This is a genomic window from Vibrio sp. qd031, from assembly GCF_002100145.1.
Taxonomy (GTDB): domain Bacteria; phylum Pseudomonadota; class Gammaproteobacteria; order Enterobacterales; family Vibrionaceae; genus Vibrio.
Map to the genome: position 1 here is coordinate 85,898 of NZ_JXQD01000002.1, position 18,359 is coordinate 104,256.

General features: G+C 44.4%; 16 protein-coding genes. 6 read left to right on the plus strand and 10 right to left on the minus strand.

Annotated elements, in window-relative coordinates:
* Nucleotides 1-28: 28 nt before the first annotated feature.
* The 3 genes from ST37_RS01365 to ST37_RS01375 form a co-directional block, all read right to left on the minus strand.
* On the minus strand, nt 29-1,201 hold the full coding sequence (locus ST37_RS01365; RefSeq protein ID WP_084882905.1) for a multidrug effflux MFS transporter: 1,173 nt from the start codon (nt 1,199-1,201) through the stop codon (nt 29-31).
* 16 nt (nt 1,202-1,217) lie between these two features.
* Entirely contained in the window at nt 1,218-2,174 is a 957-nt protein-coding gene (locus ST37_RS01370) for an AEC family transporter (protein WP_084882907.1), read from the minus strand.
* 111 nt (nt 2,175-2,285) lie between these two features.
* A complete protein-coding gene (locus ST37_RS01375) occupies nt 2,286-2,834 on the minus strand; it encodes a DUF1439 domain-containing protein (protein WP_084882910.1) in 549 nt (182 codons plus the stop codon).
* Between the two features lie 148 nt (nt 2,835-2,982).
* Between ST37_RS01375 and ST37_RS01380 the strand changes: the two genes are divergently transcribed.
* From ST37_RS01380 to ST37_RS01390, 3 genes are all read left to right on the plus strand, one after another.
* Nucleotides 2,983-4,977 carry a peptidase U32 family protein gene (locus ST37_RS01380; protein WP_084882912.1) on the plus strand — a complete coding sequence of 665 codons (1,995 nt, stop codon included), beginning with the start codon at nt 2,983-2,985 and terminating at the stop codon, nt 4,975-4,977.
* Between the two features lie 94 nt (nt 4,978-5,071).
* Nucleotides 5,072-6,154, plus strand: coding sequence for a GGDEF domain-containing protein (locus ST37_RS01385; protein ID WP_143698091.1), 1,083 nt, complete (start codon nt 5,072-5,074; stop codon nt 6,152-6,154).
* 18 nt (nt 6,155-6,172) lie between these two features.
* Nucleotides 6,173-7,117: an ADP-ribosylglycohydrolase family protein gene (locus ST37_RS01390; protein ID WP_084882916.1), complete on the plus strand. Its 945-nt coding sequence runs from the start codon at nt 6,173-6,175 to the stop codon at nt 7,115-7,117.
* A gap of 18 nt (nt 7,118-7,135) precedes the next feature.
* Here ST37_RS01390 and yjeH read toward each other — a convergent pair whose 3' ends face one another.
* Entirely contained in the window at nt 7,136-8,395 is a 1,260-nt protein-coding gene (gene yjeH, locus ST37_RS01395; RefSeq protein ID WP_084882919.1) for an L-methionine/branched-chain amino acid transporter, read from the minus strand.
* Nucleotides 8,396-8,584: 189 nt separating this feature from the next.
* Between yjeH and ST37_RS01400 the strand changes: the two genes are divergently transcribed.
* Nucleotides 8,585-9,853, plus strand: a complete 1,269-nt coding sequence (locus ST37_RS01400) for an O-acetylhomoserine aminocarboxypropyltransferase/cysteine synthase (RefSeq protein ID WP_084882922.1) — start codon at nt 8,585-8,587, stop codon at nt 9,851-9,853.
* Between the two features lie 58 nt (nt 9,854-9,911).
* Here ST37_RS01400 and ST37_RS01405 read toward each other — a convergent pair whose 3' ends face one another.
* The 3 genes from ST37_RS01405 to ST37_RS01415 form a co-directional block, all read right to left on the minus strand.
* Nucleotides 9,912-10,451, minus strand: a complete 540-nt coding sequence (locus ST37_RS01405; protein WP_084882925.1) for a hypothetical protein — start codon at nt 10,449-10,451, stop codon at nt 9,912-9,914.
* Entirely contained in the window at nt 10,448-10,993 is a 546-nt protein-coding gene (locus ST37_RS01410) for a YaeQ family protein (protein WP_084882927.1), read from the minus strand. The genes ST37_RS01405 and ST37_RS01410 overlap by 4 nt, the downstream gene beginning before the upstream one ends.
* A gap of 278 nt (nt 10,994-11,271) precedes the next feature.
* Nucleotides 11,272-12,081, minus strand: coding sequence for a phosphate ABC transporter substrate-binding protein (locus ST37_RS01415; RefSeq protein WP_084882930.1), 810 nt, complete (start codon nt 12,079-12,081; stop codon nt 11,272-11,274).
* Between the two features lie 95 nt (nt 12,082-12,176).
* Here ST37_RS01415 and ST37_RS01420 point away from each other — a divergent pair, with 95 nt between their 5' ends.
* Nucleotides 12,177-12,512, plus strand: coding sequence for a hypothetical protein (locus tag ST37_RS01420; RefSeq protein ID WP_084882932.1), 336 nt, complete (start codon nt 12,177-12,179; stop codon nt 12,510-12,512).
* Here ST37_RS01420 and ST37_RS01425 read toward each other — a convergent pair.
* Together ST37_RS01425 and rnb are read right to left on the minus strand one after the other, a co-directional pair.
* The gene (locus ST37_RS01425; RefSeq protein ID WP_084882935.1) at nt 12,497-13,333 is read right to left on the minus strand and encodes an AraC family transcriptional regulator; all 837 of its coding nucleotides are present in this window, start codon (nt 13,331-13,333) and stop codon (nt 12,497-12,499) included. The genes ST37_RS01420 and ST37_RS01425 overlap by 16 nt on opposite strands.
* A 51-nt stretch (nt 13,334-13,384) precedes the next feature.
* Nucleotides 13,385-15,364 carry an exoribonuclease II gene (gene rnb / locus ST37_RS01430; RefSeq protein WP_084882938.1) on the minus strand — a complete coding sequence of 660 codons (1,980 nt, stop codon included), beginning with the start codon at nt 15,362-15,364 and terminating at the stop codon, nt 13,385-13,387.
* A gap of 331 nt (nt 15,365-15,695) precedes the next feature.
* Between rnb and ST37_RS01435 the strand changes: the two genes are divergently transcribed.
* Nucleotides 15,696-17,615 carry a DEAD/DEAH box helicase gene (locus ST37_RS01435; protein ID WP_084882941.1) on the plus strand — a complete coding sequence of 640 codons (1,920 nt, stop codon included), beginning with the start codon at nt 15,696-15,698 and terminating at the stop codon, nt 17,613-17,615.
* Nucleotides 17,616-17,678: 63 nt separating this feature from the next.
* Here the strand turns inward: ST37_RS01435 and ST37_RS01440 are convergent, their stop codons facing one another.
* Nucleotides 17,679-18,329, minus strand: coding sequence for a glutathione S-transferase family protein (locus ST37_RS01440; RefSeq protein WP_084882944.1), 651 nt, complete (start codon nt 18,327-18,329; stop codon nt 17,679-17,681).
* Between the last annotated feature and the right edge of the window lie 30 nt (nt 18,330-18,359).

Here is an 18,359-nt window from a genome sequence, read left to right on the forward strand (position 1 = left end):
GAAGAGCGCTTATATAAGCGCTCTTCTTTTATGGTTTAACACTGAATCCGCGCTGAATATTAGCAACAGTAATAACCGCAAAAAGAGCGATCACTATCGATAAGTGCCACGCTTCTTTTACCCCGAGCTGAACCAAAGCGACACTAACAATCGAAGAGACAATCATTTGCCCACCCCCCGATAAAGCGGCGGCTGAGCCTGCTGACTTTTTATAAGGTTGAAGAACCAGGGCTTGAGCACAGGGCAAGGCGATTGCGTTGCCTACAATTAGGATCATTTGACCGATCATCAGCAAAAGTGGTTCTAAAGGGGTGAAAAACAACCATATAGCGCTAATTATATGCAGTGTAGGCGTAACTAACAGGATTTTCTTATTACCAAACCTAGGTCTTAAGCGATTACTAAGGCTGGTACCAATCAACATACCAAATGCTGGAATTAACGCCCACATCGCGTATTGGTCCGAACTCATGCCAATTTGGACTTGCATAATAAATGGCATGATTGACACAGTAGTGATCATCAAGCTGAAATTAAGCCAACTGATGCTGGCAAAGCTCATGAAGTAGGGCGAGCGCAAAAAGACAGCGTACTGAGAGGCCATGTTTTTTAATGAGGGGACAGGTTTAGTTTCGCTTAAGCTTTCTTTAAACTTTAGTGCGATCAATCCCCAACCCACAACGACATAGCCAAGCAAAGATATAAACACCATTGACCAACCAAAGTGATGGTTGATAAACCCACCCAAAATCGGTGCAAGAAGCGGTGTAATTGATGCCACAATGGCGATATACGACATTGCTACTGGCAACTGCTCACCACTAAAGCGATCTCGTGTCGATGCTCTTGCCAAGACAGCGCAACCACCAGTACCGATGCCTTGTATAAATCGGCCTAAGACTACGGCAGTATAGGAATCGGAAAAAGCGATAATAATGGCAAGACCCAACAGCGCAATAATCAAACCGGTTAGTAGTACTTTTTTACGCCCTAATGAATCAGATATGGGTCCATACAAAAACTGTGAGGGACCGAAACCAAGCATATAGACACTGACTAATAGTTGGGCTTCTTCTAAGGTGACATTGAAGTCTTGTGCTATCCAAGGCAGTGAAGGGAACACCAACCCCATGCTAAGTTGACCGATACTAATAATGAAGCATGCGATAAAAATGGATCTAATGCTGAAATGTTGGCCCATAAAACGGGTGAACCACCTAAATGAGTTGAAGTGTAGACAAAATCACAATGCCCAAAGAGCAGGTCAGTGTGGACAGTAAAGTCGTTAACGCAATGGTATTAGCTGCAAGTGTTGCATTACCGCCCATGCTGCGCGCCATAACATAACTGGCAGCAGCAACAGGGGCAGCGTTCATGAAAAATAAAATGGCTAATTCTATACCGCGAAACCCTAACAGTACCGCTGCCGAGGTGATTAATAAAGGAGCTAGAACAAGTTTAAAGCTAGTTGCGTACCACGTTGCCGTTGCGTCTTGTTTTAGAGCGCGAAGATTGAGTGAGCCACCGGTACACAGCAAAGCGAGTGGTAGAGTCATTTTTGCTAGATAATCACCCGCGTCAATAATCATTGATGGGAAAGGGATTGAAAATCGGTACACCACTAAGCCCGCGACAATTGAAATTATCAGTGGGTTTTTGGTCATCGTTTTGACCAACAGTTTAACTAAGGCTTTGGGTGTCGTGCCGCCAGTCGGGGTAAGGCAGATGACGGCCAATACATTGTAGAGCAGGGTGGTAGCCGCAACGTAAAGTGCCGCTAACGCGATACCACTTTCTCCGTAGGCATTGGCAACATACGCTATTCCGATAATACCTGTATTAGCACGAAAACTGGCTTGCACAATAACACCTGTGTCCGCTGAACGTTTAAAAACGCGGTGAGTAATGAGCATTGTCAGGACAAAAAAGCTGACACTCGCCGACGTTGAAAATATGAGCATTCGGCTGGCTGACTCGAAATCATGATCGGCGGTAACGATGCTCAAAAATAGCAGTGCTGGCAAAGTCACTTGAAACACAACTTTTGAGCCAATCTCAATAAACTCATCGGTAATGATCCGTTTGTACTTTAACCAGATCCCCAATATTAGCGTGACACAAATTGGCCCAGTGATGGAGAGAGAAAACGCGATTTGAGATAGAAAGTCGCTCATAACGGCCTGTTTAATTTAGTAAAATGGTATTGTATTACAAAATGGCCGTATGCGGTAAAATTTTGACCACAATACCTTTATTGTTAAGCGACAGTCTCATATCCTGCGCTTTTAAAGTTCGATCACCAGTTTGTTATTCTTGATCACCAGATTGGGCTGAGCCGATTTAAGTAAGGCTTGTTCAAATTGACTGTTGTCGAGCTGATAAACGGGGTATTGAGACAATACGTCGCCTACAACCGATACTGCAGGTTTTAGTAACGGCGTAAGTGCTGAAGGCAAGGTATTTGATTTATCTTCAAACTGTTCAAGGCGTACCGACTTAATAAACACTTCACCTGTCTCTTTTTCGTAGTAGGGAATTGCACTAAATTCCATCGCTAAATCTAAGTCTAATTCTGTGCCGTTCATAATCTCGACGAGCGCATTGGTATTGGCAAAGACACTGATTCTATCTGCATCTGCGCGTCCAATGCGTATCTCGACATCGTTCAACCCAATTTCAGCTTTTACCAGTCCTTCCACATCTATAGATTGATTCGCTGACAGATTGTTAGACACGTAGTCGGTCATTTGCTGCTCTGAAATGGAATAACTAGCACAACCGCCGGTAACGACAATCATTACTACGGTAAATATTTTCAATAAGCGGTTTGTCATGGAACGTCCTTTTAAACTGCGAGTTTATGTCAATACGATGACTCAGAGCCTATGAAAATGCAATTAGAAATGTGATCAATGACAAATAAATGCACCCAAAGGTTAAACGCGTTAGAATACGGCTGATTTTTTGATTGAGTATGACGTTGTGAAGCAACCATTTGAACTTTTAGCCCCTGGTGGCGATTTAGACTCTATACTAGCCGCAATTGCAGCTGGTGCTGACGCGGTGTATTGCGGACTGGATCGTTTTAATGCGAGAAATCGTGCCACCAATTTAAGCTATGACGATTTAATGGTGGTCATCGAAATTGCTCATCAACAGCAATGCCAAGTCTTTCTAACACTCAACATCATGATGTTAGAAAGTGAGTTAGCGGCGTTGTGGCGCTTATTAGACAGACTAACGGCTTCTGCTATTGATGGTGTGATTATTCAAGATTTTGGCTTAGCTTATTTGCTAAAGCATCATTTCCCTACGTTAGATGTGCATGCGTCGACACAAATGAATACTCACAATCAAGGTCAAATTGCCGCTCTAAGCCAATTAGGCGCGAGCCGAGTTAACTTGTCACGAGAACTTAACATTGACGAAATCACTGACTTAGCCAGTTACGGCAAACAGCATGGTGTATCAATGGAAGTTTTTGTACACGGCTCATACTGTATTGGATTCTCAGGGTTATGCTACATAAGCTCAGTTCGCAGTGGCGCGTCAGGTAATAGAGGTCGTTGCAGTCAACCTTGCCGAGACCCATTCGAAAAAACGGATGCAGGTGCAGAGTTCCCACTGAATATGAAAGACAACAGTGCATTTAGCAACATGGCGCAATTAGCTGAAGCTGGAGTCTATTCACTAAAAGTAGAAGGGCGTATAAAGAAGTCCCACTATGTCTTTACCACCGTTCAACAGTGGCGAGCGCAAATCGATGCCTATCAAGCTGGTAAAGCGCCGTTAACCGACATGACGCCGTTGTATACGGTATTTAACCGAGATTTCAGTAATGGGTACTTGATGGGGAACATTGATAAAGCAATGTACATTGATAACCCGCGCAATCACGCTTGGTTGGCGCGTGCGCAGTCCAACAATGACGCTTCAGAAAGTGGCATACAAATCGCCAAAAAGGGCGTCTACGATGACAACACACAGATTATGCAAACGATGGAGCAATCGGTAGCACCTTTTGCTCAGATGTTTAACGACAAGCGAACGCAAAGATCATCCACCAAAACACCTCGAACTCATATTACTTTACCGAGTATTGAAAGTGACTCTGTGTCGAGTGAGCATGTTGCGAGTCTTTCTATTCTGTTGTCTGATTTTGAACAGGTAGAGCAATTGCACGATCTAGAGGTCGACCTGTTTGTTCAGCTTCCTAATGCGTTAAGCAGAACGTGGAAGCATTGGGCGCAACAGTTGAGTTTGTATCCTCAATGTTCTCCCTATTTCCCAGCGGTACTCATCGATAAAGACTACGAATCGGCGGTAGAACTCCTTAAATTAGTGACACCGTCACTAATTATCACTGACAATATCGGTATTGCGATAGAAGCACAGAAGTTGGGCGTTCAATGGATTGCAGGAAGACAACTAAACTTGAGCAACAGCTATGCGCTAGAGTGTTTAAAGCAAGAGTTTGGCGCGTCAGGTGGATTCGTTTCTAATGAGCTTAGTAAAGTACAAATGAATCGAATTAAAAGGCCAAGTGGATTTCGTACTTTTTATGCTGTATTGCAGCCCAATACACTCATGACCAGTCGCCAGTGTTTGTTTATGCAAAGCAGTGGGTGTAAAAAAATAAAACAAAACAACGGATGTTTACCTAAGTGCAGCAAACGCACGTCGATCATAAACCTAAACGACTCACCCTATATCATTAATAAATTAGGGGGCGAGTATAATCAGCTTCATGCTCAACACCACACTTTAAACTTGAAGATCATCAAAGACCACTCAACACTGTTTACTGATTTCCTAATCGATTTAAGAGATATCCAGACAGAAACTAAATTTGACTGTGATATTAGAGCGTTAGCCAATGGATTTATCCAATTCGTCGCCGGATATGATGTCGTAGGCGAGAGTCTACAACACGATGTGATGCCGACTTCTAACCATCAGTACTACAAAGGCGTGTAAATGAGTTGTTACGGTCGTGTAATTTGAATTCTTTAAATATAAGTAATATACGTTATCATTAGAGGTGGAATAATAAGTTTGGGTGACAGTGCTTGTGACTTTGCATCAAATCTACCATCTTGGTACAAATAAGCTACCGTTCGGTAGCGCAAACAAAGTACGTTTGCTCAATATTATTGCGCTGATCACGGCTGTGACATCGGGCCTATATACGCTTACCTATGTTTCGTTTCTAGGGCATTTGGGTGTCGCTAGTATCAATTTTGGCTTCACTGTTGCTTATGTACTCACGTTAGCCTTTAGTGCAAAAGGGTTTTATCGTGGAGGAAAAGTTTGGTTTTTTTGTGTGTTGATGATGCATTTGGTTGTGTCATCCAACGTCTATCTAACCAATGCATCGGGTTTTCACCTCTATTATTACTTAGTCCCTACCGGTACTTATTTGCTGTTCGAGTTGGATGAAAAACGAGAAAAAATCATCCTAAGTTGCTTGGCGGTCGTACTGTTTTTCTATTGCGAAAACACCACTAACCTTAATCCAATGATCGTTGTGAGCGACCAAGCTAATCGATACATCTATCAATCGGTTATGTTAGTTAATATGCTTGAGGTTATTGTGGTGCTCAGTATTTTTGCCAACGAAATTGCGGTGAATGAAAAGCAGCTTAAACATCAAGCCACAACGGATTCTCTTACCGGCATAGCAAATCGCCATACGTTCTTCTCACAAGGTGCGAATTTGCTCGAAGAGCGCATTGAGGGGCAAAGCGTCAGTCTTATCATCTTGGATCTCGACTATTTTAAGCGGGTGAATGATAGGCATGGTCACATAGCAGGCGATCTTGTTTTAACTGAAGTCTGTAACATCATCGAGCAGCACTGCCGACCAGAAGATCTCTTTGCGCGCATTGGCGGAGAGGAGTTTGCGTTAGTCATGCCAAATACACCACTGACGTTTGCAACCCGTAAAGCTGAATTAATTCGCTCTGCAATCGAGTCACATCCCATACCACTGTTGGATGAACCCGATTTTAGGTGTACAGCGAGTTTAGGTATTTCCACGTCGAGTGATCAGTACGACTCACTGAAAGATCTGCTAATCTTGGCAGACAAAGCACTGTACATTGCAAAAGATGCAGGTCGAAATCGAACCGAAAGCTGTTTGAAAATCGCCTAAAGATGACAAGGTGAATCAATGAAACAAGACGACACCGCCATTCACTTAAGAGCCTGGCATGCTATCGTGGGCGCTCTAGTCGCCGACGCGGCATGTATGGGTTTTCACTTTCTTAATGACCAACAAAAAATCGTCGATTTAGCAAATGACGCTCCAGAATTTTACCCATCAACTGTCGATGATTATGCCTCGACGAATCAATTTGTACACAATGGTAAACAGAGCGGCGATCTCACTCACTATGGTGCTCAGATGCTGTCACTTATCGATAGCTTAGTCCAAAAAGGACGTTACGTTGAATCGGCGTATATTTCCTCTTATCGACGTTGGTTTGATTTTGGTGGCCAGTGGCAAGGTTTTATAGATCAGGCGACCAAACAGACATTAATGAAGATTCATCATTTAGAAGACAACGATTTGCCGTTTATTGGCGTAGGCGCAAATTCTGCGACCAATCTAGCATTAACAGTACTGCCCCCCATTGTGACGCGTTATTATCAAGAAGAAGAACTGCTAGATTGGGTCGAAACGGCTGTTAGAGTTACAAACAACAATGATATCGCAGTTGAATACGCAAAGGGTGTGGCGGTTATGCTGCGTTGTGCATTATTAGGATACGATCCCAAAGAGTGTTTAAAGGTAGCGCATCGTTTGGGCGGATTGGTGGCAAAAGATATCGATAAGGTTTTGATTATGCGTCAGTCGAGCTCAAGGGAAGTTGCCGTCAAGGTTGGCTCTGGTAGCCAACTCTCATCGTCCTTTGTGGTGATTTGTCATCTGATGTTTCATGCAAAAACCTACCAACAGGCCATTCGCGAAAACATTTACTGCGGAGGTGACAGCAGTGGCAGAGCTATCGCACTCGGTGCAATATTAGCTGCGTGCTACCAAGGTACTGACAAAGCCTTACCGACAGAGTGGATTGAAAAAACCGATATTCCACAGAATGCTTTTGCACTTTAACTATTGTATCGGGCCAACTTACTCAGTGGGTTGTTCAGACATTACGGATGAGTTGCTTAGAATAATCCAAAACAGAAAAAATAGACCTAAAGCATAAAGCATTGCCCAACCTAAGAATAGAAACACACTCACGCAAACCAAAGACGCGATGTAAGCCAATCCTCGATAGTAACCAGCAAGAAGTTTAATTGCCGCGAACATACTCATTAAATAGATCACCACGAAAACACCATTAGCCAGCTTAAGAAACACTTCCAAATCAATTCCCGATAGCTCTCCTGCAACGGATCCTACGGCCAAGACGGCTCCAACAACGAGCGTCGCATTAAGTGGCACTCCTTTACGATTGAGCTTTGCAAGTGGGCTTTGGGGTTTATATTCGCGCGCTTGAGACCAAATCATGCGCGATAAACTTTGAGTGTATAAATTAATAGTCGCAAAACAGGCCAAAAACCCCATTACGCTTATCAACAATGTTGCCTTTGAGCCAAACAGCAATTGAGCAATGTAAGGAATTGACGAACGATCAAGCTCAGACGTGCCATAAGCGCCAAATTTAAGGACTACGACAGAGAATGCCCAGTAGACTAAACCCGCTATAACACAACCGAGTAGTATCGCTAACGGGAAGTCTCGCTGTGGATTTTTAAACTCCTCACCCATATGGGCAAAGGCTTCGATACCAACAAAGCACCAAAACATCACCGCCAGTGCTTGACCAATAGGAACCAAATCTGATGACGTTAATTTTGGTAACGTTGCATCCACTATGCCTATAGAGCCCTTAACCGAAAAGGCAACAACGAGCGCGACTATGCCAATAGCTATGCCAGTTTGTAATCGGCTTGATGAACGAGTCCCGGCGAGGTTTACTACAATCAACAGCAGTACAGTTAATAGCTGGGCCACAATTGGATCAGACAGTCCCGCGGGTAGAATTTGTTGGGCAAAGCCACCGGCTAAAGCAACAGCTGCGGGAACACCAACGGGCATTACGCTGATAAACAACCATGCCATCGCTCTTTCTAGACGGGTGTTAAATGCCTTTTTTACAAAATAGGATGCACCACCTGCATTTGGGTATCGTTTTCCCAAGGCTGCAAAGGTAAGTGCTATAGGGCAAACCGCGCAAAGTAAAATTACCCACGCCCAAAGAAGATGCTGTCCCGCTATGGATGCGGCAATGGCTGGCACCATAAACAGACCCGTGCCAAGTAGTGTCGTGGACATCTGGCCAATTCCGGTGACCAGTGTGATGTCCTTTTTAAGTTCGCTCATTCACGTTCCGTCATACCTATACTTGGGAACATGGTAACGGTTTTTTGATGGATAAACACGACTAACTAATGACGACAAACGAATAATTATTGCCATTAATGCAAAGTTTGAACTGAGGCTCGTAATTAAACGCTAAGAAAAGGCACTATGTTGGAGCACAACAACACCCATTTTACACAAGGAAGAGCAATGAAAGACGAAACGTTGTCGATTCACTTTGGTTACGAAACCGACCCTACAACTAAGGCCGTGGCGGTCCCAATATATCAAACTGCTGCCTATGAGTTTGATAATGCCCAACATGGCGCCGATCTGTTTAACCTTGCCGTTCCAGGTAACATTTACACTCGGATTATGAACCCGACCAATGACGTGTTGGAAAAGCGAATGGCCGCTCTTGAGGGAGGCATCGCGGGGTTAGTCGTTAGCGCGGGCAGTGCCGCGATTAATTATGCGATTCAAACCTTAGCGGAAGCGGGCGACAATATTGTTTCGGCACCGCAACTGTATGGTGGCACTTATACTCTATTTGCGCACATGCTTCCAAAACAAGGCATCGAAGTACGGTTTGCCAAAGATGATAAGCCAGAAAGCATCGCGCAGCTAATCGATGAAAACACCAAAGCGGTTTATTGTGAGAGTATCGGAAACCCGGCCGGAAACGTCGCCGACATTGAAGCCATAGCGACTTTAGCTCACGCACAAGGTGTTCCAGTGGTTGTGGACAATACCGTCGCCACACCGGCACTATGCAAACCCATTGAGTTTGGCGCTGATATCGTCGTTCACTCTTTAACAAAGTATGTTGGTGGGCACGGTACCACTCTCGGCGGCGTGATTGTAGATTCTGGAAAATTCCCATGGGCTGAACACAAAGAACGATTCCCAGTGTTTAATCAGCCAGAACCTTCCTACCACGGTGTTGTATACACTGAAGCCTTTGGAGAAGCCGCGTTTATTGGCCGTGCTAGAACGGTACCGTTACGCAACACCGGTTCCGCGTTATCACCAATGAACGCGTTTTTGCTTATTCAAGGTTTGGAAACACTGCCTTTACGTATGGAAAGGCACGTAGAAAATGCACTCAAAGTTGCCCAATATCTAGACGAGCATCCCGCAGTAAGCTGGGTGAGTTACGCGGGTTTACCAGAGTCTGAACATTATCAATTAGCTCAAAAGTACATGGGAGGTAAACCGTCTGCAATCTTATCCTTTGGGTTAAAAGACGGTTTTGAAGCAGGTGTTCGTTTTTATGATGCGCTAAACATATTTAAACGCTTGGTCAACATTGGCGACGCCAAATCATTAGCCTGTCATCCTGCGTCAACCACGCACCGACAGCTTAGCGAAGAAGAGCAGTCTAGGGCGGGCGTTGCGCCTGAAATGATCCGCTTGTCGGTCGGTATCGAACATATCGATGACATTATTGGTGACCTAGAACAGGCACTAAGTGCTTAAAAGTTCAAAACAGTTATCGTACGGTACTCTTCGCAAGAGTACCGTAATCGATAAACGGCTAGCTAAACCACTTTTCAAACCAGCGCAACATTTTACTTTGTTTGTTTTTCGCATCCACACCCGCGTAATAAGACTGGTTAAGCATCACTCGGATTTCGTCTTCTGACTGAGCAGTAAATTGGGCAAGCTCGCGGGCCGCACGTTGAGAGAACTCGTTGGCTAATGAGTAGTCCAGCTTCATCCGTCCCTGAATAAACAAGTAAATGCGGCTTGTGATCTCGGCATCAACAGCCGATTGATTAACAAACTTGTCAGCGTGCTTTGACGGCAAAGACTCTTTAAGCACATTTTGCATCGCGGTTAATGACTCTGACTGGGCTGAAAGCTCTGACAAACACTGCTCAAACCGATGCCCATATATACCAAGCAATGAGGGTAGCGTCTGCTCTGAACTCGCCGAAGTCAGTGCTAGTTCAGCTTTACTTAATGCTGCCTGGAAAAAGTCATCATTTGACTCGCAAAGTTCTATCATGCGTTGCTGTTTTCGAGCATCCGATAACTCAGGAAAACCAAGCGCAACCAATTGTGAACCTATCATGCGTCTGATGAATCAAACAGTGTAGACATAGAAACTTGCACAGACTCACCACTAGCTTCGATATAGAAATCGGACCCAGTGAGCATGACAGAAACATCCATTGTACGAGTCATTAATGCAGCGAATGCTTCAACGCCTTCGTTATCGAGTTGATAGACGCGATTTGCATAACGTGAAATAGCTGTACTCTGCTGTTTCCACCACGCATCCGATTTAGTATTAAAACTGTAAATAGACAGTTTTTTACTGAGTCGGCTGGCTTTTTTAATTCTCTCTGAGTCAGGCTCACCGACTTCTATCCAGTGCTCAATATCATCGGTTAAACTTCTAGTCCAAATGTCAGGTTCTTCTATACTCGACAATCCTTTTGTGAACTGTAAATCGGGCTCTGCGCTATGGCAAAACGCTATGAGCCTGGCGGCCAAACGTGTCAATGTTTCAGACGGATGCTGAGCAACTGTGAGTTGAAAATTATCAAAATAGTCTCGATTGAGATCCGTCAGTGAAACACGAAATTTATATATTGTTGGTTTAAGCGCCATTAAGTACTGCTCGTATAGGGTCAATGGTTAGATTATATCAGAAGTAGCGTTAAATCTGGCATTCAATAAACCTTATAAGAGTGATCTATCAATAGGATCTAAAACTGAGAATTCGGCGATAAATCAGCGAATTAGATCATGGCTAACTGTTTAATTTTTATAGACGACGTTACTCTATTGTTTAACGGAGTAGTGTGAGTTCATAAAAAAAGACGTCAACAACGAAGAAGGCCCGATGCTATTGCATTCGGGCCTTCTGCGTTGTTACTGAGTCACAGTTAGTGAAATTTAATGTAGCCACTACGCTCAATAATTTCCTGCGCGTGAGGCTTAGTGAGGTAATCAACAAACCCCAATGACTCTTTACTTACGTTCTCTGCGTCGTAAAACACTAGGAACGGGCGACGAAGCTCGTATTTTTTCTCAAGGATACTTTTTGCTGTTGGAGCGATACCTTCAAACTGAACCGGTTTTACGCTCGCATCAACAGAGCCTATAGAAATGTAACCGATCGCATGTGGGTTATTGCTGACGATGGTTTTCACCATTGAATTACTGTTTACCACTAAGTTCTCATGGCTAATATCGGACACTAACTTTTGATTAATGATTTGGGTAAGACCCAGCAAACTTTCAAAACTGTATCTTGTACCTGACGCTGTTTCGCGAGTTACGACAGCGATTTTTTTGTTGTCACCACCAACTTCTTTCCAGTTGGTAATGTTGCCTTGGTAAATATCGCTGAGCTGTTCGCGCGTTAAATTTGTCACTGGGTTTGTGTGGTTAACGACTAGCGCAAGTCCGTCATATGCGATGGTGACAATCTTTAGTGAATCATGTGCTTCGGCCTCAGTCAGATAACGAGAACTCATACCAAGCTCAGAAACTTTCTTATTTACTAGAGTTACGCCCGCACTGGATCCAATTCCTTGAACCGCAACGGGGTTTTCTGGTGAGGTTTTATTGTAATCTTCAGCTAAAATATCCATAACGCGACTGACCGACGTCGACCCTACGATTGATATTTGTTCTGCTGATGCAACGTGGGCAAAAACAAAAAGCAGAGTAGCAAGGGCAACTCTAAACATGGGGGTGCTCCATAATTAATTAATTTCGACGCTATGATATGACGTTAAGGTGACAGAAATGTGACTACTCGGTCAACGAGCGAGTTGGAGGCTTTATGTTAACGCAATGGGAACAACATCAACTGGCCAATTTGGCAAAGGACGTGTGTGACTATCGAAACCGTAATATCGCGGCTGAGCTCGAAAAAGTAGCTTATCACGTAGAAGACAATGGTGTGCTTTTTAAGCGCCTAGTGATGCGTGTTGATTCAAACCATGTTGAAAATACTGAATCTATACTCCGCGTGGAAAAAGTAACTCAAGGTTGGGTAATTCTAGTACCAGACCCAACCAGTACACAGCAATGGAGTAACCTAGAGCAGGGGAGTTTACCCCTGTACCAGTTGTTTGAAGCCATTAAATTGGATCGAAATCATCAGTTTTGGGGTTGAATCGACTTAGCCGCTTTGGCGCGATTTTTTCTCAACATCGCTCTAAACTCTTTAGGCGTTTGATTGTGAATGGATTTAAATGCCGTACTAAAATGCGCAGCGCTTTTGTAACCCGCTTCGTAAGCAATTTGAGTAATAGAGTAATTGGTCACACGTAACTGTGTCGTTGCGAAGTTAATCCTTTTCACCTTAACCAAGTTAGAAAAAGACAGGTCATCAGCCGCTAACTTTCTTTTTAAAGTCGCGATGGATGTGCCTACATAACTCGCTGTTTCATCAAGTGTAATTGACCCATCAATATTTTTTTCAATATAGTGAATCACTTTTTGCGTGATACTAAGGTCGAGTGACTGCTTGATCATATCGATGGTCGCACTTGCCGATGAACAAAGCTGACTTAATAAAGACATCGCCACAAACTCTAGAGAAGCGTTATCAACCGTAGGCTGCTCAAAATAGGTGAGGATCGTGCCCATTTGCGAATGAAAGTAATCATCACATTCAACAATAGGTAGATGTGAACTGGGCCGATAGTCGTCTGGTGCGTTATAGAGATTAAGAAAAGTTTGTAGCAGATCCGGTGACAAGATAATAGCTACCGCATCAAACATCTCATCATTAAACTGTGTTTCTAAGTTAATGAGTTCTTGGGAGTTGTAAAAACAGTATTGACCTGCGTGGATCGTGTCTTCAGAACCGTTATTGAGGCGAAATGCCATACTTCCCGCTTTCACCCACAATATACCAATCTGCGCAGCAGGATAGCGCTCACGTCGACGTGATATAAAACTGGTAAAATAGTTAACTCGAATTGCGCTCATTGTATTCCTCTAAACTCTAGAGGGAGGATGGACCTCCCTCTGGAGTATTATCTACGAAGGGTCAGCTAATACGTGTTTAGGTTTTGCGACTATGTTACGAGTTTCTTGATTAACGGACGTAATGACAATGTCAATCGCGTCGGCAAGGCGATAATGAACCTTACCATCAAGTAATACCATGCCAAGCTCACGGTTGCCTTCTATACGTTCACGATTGCTACAGACTGAAGACAAAGGGATGAATACCGCTGCGCCATTAACCCCAATACGCGCTCGGAGCCCAGCTCTTGAAATATCAAAAATTTCGGCTTCATATTCAGCTTCATTTTTGGCATCGTCAGCAAGCGTTCTAACGTACAACCAATCGGCAATGTTACGTTCTGCGATCTTATGGTGCTTTTTATGCAGACCTAACTCATCTCCGATGCTCGCGTCGGGTTTTTGAACCGGAGCTTCACCTGTTATCGCCGCTTTAATAAGGCGGTGGTTGATCATGTCGCCATATTTGCGAATTGGCGAGGTCCAAGTGGCATAAACATCAAGCCCCATCGCAAAGTGTGGTCCGGCTTCAATACTGGTTTCACCATATCCTTGTAACTTACGCATACGATTATCAAGATACGCAGTCGGCTGTTGATTTAACCAACGGCGAACCGCAGAAAACCCTTCCAAGCTCGACAAAGTCTCTTCGGTGACATTAGGTGCTCCTGCTTCATTAAGCATCTCAATGGCCGCTTTTACTTTATCTGATTTAATGCCGTGGTGGGTATTAAATACACCGATTTCCAGCTGATCGCGAAGTAGGCGACCCGCACAAATGTTGGCAGCAATCATGGTTTCTTCAACAAGCTTATTGGCGATTCGGCGTTCATCAGCATGGATGGCGATCACATCATTGCTTTCGCTTAATTCGAAGCGGTAGTCTGGGCGATCTGGAAACACAACCGCGTGCGCTTCACGCCACGCACTGCGCAATTGTGCGACTTTATGTAGATCTTGAATCACCTCTTTTGTCGTGCCATCGGGCTGCCATTCGCTTTCATTACCTTGTTCAAGCCAGTTAGAGACTTGATTATAGTTAAGGCGTGCATGAGATTTAACCAACGCAGCCTTAAAGGTGACATTGTCACTAATGCTGCCATCTTGATTGACAACAATGACGGCGACAATAGCGGGACGAACTTCATTTTCTATGAGTGAACATAAGTTATCGGCCAAAAAACGAGGCAACATTGGAATATTGCGACCTGGCAAATAAATGGTAAATCCACGTTCGCGTGCTACCTTATCCATCTCTGAATCAGGGCTAATGTAAGCGGTTGGGTCGGCAATGGCGACACTTAATTCAAGTTGTCCGTTGTCTAAAGGCTTTGCAAAGAGAGCATCGTCCATATCTTTGGTCGATTCACCATCGATGGTGACAAAGTGTACGTCGGTCAGATCGGTGCGTTGCAGGTTTGCAGAGTCGTTAAGCTGCCATTCATCGTCAGCAATACCGTCAGGTTCGCGATTCGGAAGGTCATTTTGCGCGAGTGTCACCCACCAAGGAGCAATTTTGTCGTCTGCATCGGTAATTTTTTCCGATATTTCAGCAAAAAAACCGTCATCACCCGCCAATGGATGTTGAGTAAGGTGTGCAACTACCCAGTCTCCCTCTTTGAGATCGTCTGCGGGCAAACCTTTTACCGTCTTCGCTTTTAAAGTGAGTTTTTTCAGCTGTGGGTGGTCAGGCACCACGTTAAGTCGACCTTTGAAGCGCCTAATACGCCCAATAAAGCGTGTTACCGCTTGCTCGATAAGCGTTTCGGGCTCTGCACTGTCTTTACCGTTATCACTACGAATAATGGCGGAGACTTTATCACCATGCATGACCTTTTTCATAAACGGTGGTGGAATAAAGACACTTTTTTTACTGTCTATTTCCAAAAAACCAAAGTTTTTGTCGGTGGCTTTAACGGTACCTTCTTTTTTTGGCAAGGTTTCCTGGATTTGAGCTTTTAACTGAGCAAGTAACGGATTGTCTTGAAACATTGAGTCTTTATAGCCTTCAAAGGGTTGGCGTGAGGACTATGGAGCAAATTGCTGCATAGAGTTAGGCACACTATATAAGGGATAAACCAGTATCTCAATCGCTAGGATGGGATATTTGTTGTGTTTTTCATGCCACGATAGTACTAAAAATGTGATGGGACTCAATTTTTTGTAGCACAAATCAAAATATGCAGGTATGATGCGCCGCTCTTATATGTCCCTAATTGCTTTAAGAAAAATACTGTCCCTTCTCCAAAGGAGTGGAACAGTGGGCGGATCAGTATCGTGATTGAGCTTGTGGGACCACTTTTAACCATTTAATGGGTTCACAATGCAAGAAAATCAAACGACCTTCAGCCAACTCGCGCTGAACGAACAACTGTTGACGTCTCTAAACAACATGGGCTTCGTTGCTCCAACACCAATCCAAGCAGCGTCTATTCCTCTTCTGCTTGAAGGCAACGATTTATTGGGTAAAGCACAAACCGGTACTGGTAAAACAGCCGCGTTCTCTCTACCTCTACTAAATAAAATTGATCTAAACCAACGCTCTCCGCAAGCCGTTATCTTAGCTCCAACTCGCGAACTCGCGATTCAGGTTGCTGCAGAAATCAAAACTCTGGGTAAAGAAATCAAGGGTCTGAAGGTTCTTGAAATCTACGGTGGCGCTTCAATTTCTGATCAAATGCGTGCACTGCGCTCTGGTACTCACATTGTCGTGGGTACACCAGGCCGTGTAATGGATTTGATCAAGCGAGATAAACTGCACCTAAACGAAATCCACACGTTTGTTCTTGATGAAGCAGACGAAATGTTAAACATGGGTTTTGTTGACGACGTAACTTGGATCCTAGAACACGCACCAGAATCAGCGCAACGCGTATTGTTCTCTGCAACTATGCCTCCAATGCTTCGCAACATTGTAGAGCGTTTTCTTCGTGACCCTAAATCTGTCGACGTTGCGGGTAAAAACCACACGGTTGATAAAGTAGAGCAGCAATTTTGGGTTGTGAAAGGTGTAGAGAAGGACGAAGCGATGGTTCGTCTACTGGAAACTGAAGAAACCGACGGCTCGATTGTGTTTGTACGTACTCGTCAAGACACTGAACGTCTAGCGGACTACTTATCTGATCGTGGCTTTAAGGTTGCGCCTCTACACGGTGACATTCCACAGTCACTGCGAGAGCGCACCGTCGATCACATTAAAAAAGGCATCATTGATATCATTGTTGCTACAGACGTTGTAGCTCGTGGTCTTGATGTTCCTCGTATTACTCACGTATTCAACTACGACATCCCATTCGATGTAGAATCATACATCCACCGCATTGGTCGTACTGGGCGTGCTGGACGTAAAGGCAGTGCAATCTTGTTGGTTCGCACTAACCAAATGCGCATGCTTCGCACTATTGAACGCGTGACTAAGTCGAGCATGGCAGAAATTCAATTGCCTAACCGTGACAAAGTTGCAGCATCTCGCCTGACTCAACTGGGTGAAGAACTAGCACTAGAGAAAGAAAACCCGTCTCTTGAGAACTTTGCAGAGCTAATCAGCCAATTGACCGAATCACTAGAAATGGACGCAGCAACTCTTGCAGCGATCCTTCTTAAGCGCCAACAAGGCAAACGTCCTTTGTTCTACAAAGGTCCAGACCCTATGATCGACGCGATTGAACGCGATAAGAAACGTCGTAAAGAGCGTCGTGAGGGCGGTGGTCGTGAAGGCGGTCGCGGTGAAGGTCGTAGCTACAACAAAGCGGATTGGGAAACCTACCAGTTCCAAGTTGGTCGTGAGCAAGGTGTTCAAGTTAAAGATATCGTTGGTGCATTGGCTAATGAACTTGGTTTGGGTAAAGGCGCAATTGGTGCAATCAAACTGGCTCAAGAGCACTCATTTGTACAGTTACCACGTGATATGAATCAAGACTCTGCAGGTAAACTGAAGAAACTTCGCATTCGCCAAAAAGAGATCAACGCTGTCGTAAGTGACTTCGATGATTTCCGTGAAAATCGCGGTCCTCGTCGTGACGGTGGAAATCGTGATGGCGGTCGTCGCTTTGAGCGTCGTGGCGAAGGTGGCGGTGAGCGTCGTCCACGCCGTGAAGGTGAAGGTTCTGGTGAACGTCGTCCACGTCGTAACGCAGACGGAGAGCGTGCCCCACGCCGTGAAGGTGAGCGTCGTTTCGATCGCAATCGTGGTGGTGACAATCGCGGAAACTTCCGTGGTGAACGTGGCCACGGTCGCGGATAAATAATAAAAGGCTCGCTGATGCGAGCCTTTTTACTTTATAGCGTTTGAGTAAAGGGACTATGACTAAACATTTTCGCCCGCTTCATCAAGCTCGATGATTTCGGTTTCCGCCAACGCATCTTTAATCCAACGTTTCACGTCTTTATCCTGCAGTACAAAGTCCATGTACGCTTTAGCTTCATCACTAACGGTAATGCCGTAGGTTATAAATCGGAACACCACCGGTAAAAACATCGCATCAGCGATGCTCCATTGACCAAACAACCAACTTGGTGATGGCTGTTTTTTCATACAGTCTGTCCAGATTTGAACAATTCTATCGATCTCTTTCTGAATATTGTCGTCAATGGCAATTTCTCGCTTGGCTCGAATATTCATTGGCATTGCATTTCGAACGTGAGAAAAGCCTGAGTGCATTTCGTTGGCGATGCAGCGTGCGAGTGTTCGCTGTGCGCGTTCTTGTGGCCAAGCTCGGCCATCAAAATAGTATTCGTTCAGGTATTCGCAAATGGCTAATGAGTCCCAAACAACGAGTGAGCCATCGACTAGAGTAGGGACTTTCAATGCTGGATTTACTTTACCTATTTGCTGATAAAACTCTTCAGTGTCAAGTTGCAACAAGGTTTCGTCAAAGGGGAGGCCTGTCTTCGCCATTGCAATCCATGCACGTAAAGACCAAGACGAATAATTTTTATTGCCAATAATAAGCCGCATATCAAACCCTCTATGATTGTTGCCGATTGA